This is a genomic window from Endozoicomonas sp. ONNA2 (genome assembly GCF_024606365.1).
GTDB lineage: Bacteria > Pseudomonadota > Gammaproteobacteria > Pseudomonadales > Endozoicomonadaceae > Endozoicomonas.
The window spans coordinates 1-2,832 of sequence record NZ_JAHHPO010000588.1 but is presented as its reverse complement, the minus strand read 5'-3'; the positions used below and the strand labels follow the sequence as shown (position 1 = coordinate 2,832).

Genomic DNA, 2,832 nt, shown 5'->3' with positions numbered 1-2,832 from the left:
GGCATACCAGCTGGGTGGACTTTGTCACGCAATTGCCCGATGGACGGCTTGTTTCCTACTCTAATGACACCACTGCAAAGGTGTGGGATCTGGATAAACCCGTCGGACAGCAATGTGTGGCGACGCTGCAAGGGCATACTGACAGGATGAGTTCAGTTATACCATTGCTGGATGGTCGGCTGGCTTCGGGCTCTTTTGATAATAAAATAAAGGTATGGGACCTGAGCAAACCTGCCGGGCAGGAATGCGTGGTGACGTTCCATAATCATACCTGCTGGGTGAACTCAGTTATACCGTTGCCCGGTGGGGGGCTGGCTTCTTGCTCTAAGGACAGGACCATAAAGGTGTGGGATCTGAACAAGCCTGACGGGTAGTAATGAATCGGACGCACCGCTTAAAAGAAGAAACATCGTTGATTATAAAATATACCTGTAGACCGGGTTAAAAATTTCCGCGCAGTGGCCTGCCTTGAGTCTTTATAATTTAAAAGATCAGTTTTTTGCACGCTTTATTACTTAATTCACATTAACCACACAAAACCGGCTCAAACAACTGTTCGCATCTTTTCCTGTTTTGGCCACTACACTGGAATGATTCATTATTTAATATATATTAATACTCCAGAGCTATTTACAGGTTAGTGGTCAGAAATTTTATGAATATTGGAATTGCTAATAATATTGGTAATATATCCTCACAACTTCCCATTGGAACAAACCCGCCTGACAATCAGGCAGAAAAAAAAACGGCACAGGGGATTTCAGCAGGGCGGTTGCATCAAATGTACAATAGTTCCGTTACTGTCAGGAATGAGGGCGAATTTCCAGATATTAATTCCCGTTCTATATCAGGCGAGAATATTTCTAAGGCTGACAGTTCTGAAAAGCCAATCAAACTGAGCGATAGTACATCTGAAACTACCACCCTGGCGATTTCAGTTATTCCCCCGGAACAGGTATCGCCTTTGTTAGCATTGCCAAATGAACTCTTGGCCAAGATTGCTGAGTACCTGCCTTTTACTGATTTCAGAAGCCTGGATTTGACCTGTAGACGACTAAACACACTTTTTAATACCGAAGAACGGCTGAAAATCCTGGTTGCTCAATATTATGGCTCTGCCGCTGAGGCCTACAGAAAAATAATTAACAAATGGGACATACCTGCTGTTCCAACCAGGCAAATTCATGATTCTTTAGCGCTGCTTGCTCTTCGACGATACCAAAGTAATTTATACTTGGCTTCCCGGGGGATAAATTCCGGGCAAATCTGCCGGTTAACGCTAGAGGAGCATTTTGTACCGGTGCATTGTTTCACTTTATCGGCTAATGGTTGGCTGGCTTCGGGCTGTTATGACCAGACCATAAAAGTGTGGGATCTGGGCAAGCCCGAAGGGCATCAATGCGTGATGAGGCTGAATGGGCATACTTGCGAAGTGCGAAGTGTCATACAATTGGCCGACGGGCGGCTGGTTTCTTACACTCGTGACACGGAAGACGAGACAATAAGAGTGTGGGATCTGAACAAGCCCGACGGGCAGCAATGCGTGGCGACACTGGGTGGGGGTATCGCTGTGTTCAACGTCACGCAATTGTCTGATGGGCGACTGGCATGTTGCTGTGCCGATGGGACCATAAAGATTTGTGATCTGAGCCATCCAAGCGGGCAGCCATCCGTGTTGACACTGAATGGGCATACCGACTGGGTGAAATCTGTCACGCAATTGCCCGATGGTTGGCTGGCTTCGGCCTCTGAGGATAAGACCATAAAGGTGTGGGACCTGAGCAAGCCCCATGGGCAACAATGTGTGGTAACGCTGAATGGGCATACTAAAACGGTGCAAGCTGTCACGGTAATGGCCAATGGGCAACTGGCTTCTTGCTCTTATGACCATACCATAAAAGTGTGGGATCTGGGCAAGCCCGATGGGCAGCAATGCGTGATAACGCTGAATGGACATACCGGCTGGGTGGTATCTGTCATGCAATTGCCCGATGGACGGCTTGTTTCCTGCTCTAATGACAAGACCATAAAGGTGTGGGATCTGGGCAAGCCCGTTGGACAGCAATGTGTGGCGACGCTGCAAGGGCATACCGGCTGGATCAATTCGATTGTTTTATTGCCTGATGGTCGGCTGGTTTCCTGTTCTTCTGACAAGAAAATAAAGGTGTGGGACCTGAGCATGCCTGATGGGCAGCAATGCGTGGTGACGTTGCATGGTCATACCAACTGGGTGAACTCAGTTATATCACTGCCCGGTGGGCTGCTGGCTTCTTGCTCTTTGGATGGGACTATAAAGGTGTGGGATCTGAACAAGCCAGATAGATGGGCAGTAATGGATCCGATACACCGCATAAAAGAAGAAACATCGTTGATTAATAAATATACCGGTAGACCGGGTTAAAAATCACCGCGCCGCGCTTTGGCCTGCCTTGAATCTTTATAATTTTCAGAACCAGCTTTTTGCAGGCTTTAATTACTTTATTCACATTAACGACGCAGAACTGTCTCGAGCCACTGATCGCATGTTTTCTGCTTTTGCCACTACACTGGAATGATTCATTACTTCTACAGTAATGAACTCCAGAGTTCCTTACTGGTTAGCGGTCAGAAGTTGTATGAATAATGAAATTGGTAATAATATTGGTACCATTTCCCCTCAACTTCCCATTGGAACAATCCCGTCTGATCGTCCGACAGAAGAAAAAACGGCGCAGGGTATTTCGGTTATTCCCCCGGAACAGGTGTCGCCTTTGTTAGCATTGCCAAATGAACTCCTTGCTAAAATTGCCAGGTACCTGCCTTTCGCTGATTTCAGAAGCCTGGATTTGACAA

Annotated in this window: 2 protein-coding genes and 1 pseudogene; all 3 read left to right on the top strand. The window is 47.0% G+C overall.

Going from position 1 to position 2,832, the window contains the following annotated elements; translation table 11 throughout:
• Window positions 1-374: pseudogene (locus KDK14_RS10320) on the top strand (hypothetical protein); the annotation flags it as partial.
• Between the two features lie 281 nt (window positions 375-655).
• Window positions 656-2,401, top strand: a complete 1,746-nt coding sequence (locus KDK14_RS10315) for an F-box/WD repeat-containing protein (protein WP_257265017.1) — start codon at window positions 656-658, stop codon at window positions 2,399-2,401.
• A gap of 214 nt (window positions 2,402-2,615) precedes the next feature.
• The coding region (locus KDK14_RS10310; RefSeq protein ID WP_257265016.1) for an F-box protein at window positions 2,616-2,832 on the top strand (217 nt) is incomplete at its 3' end.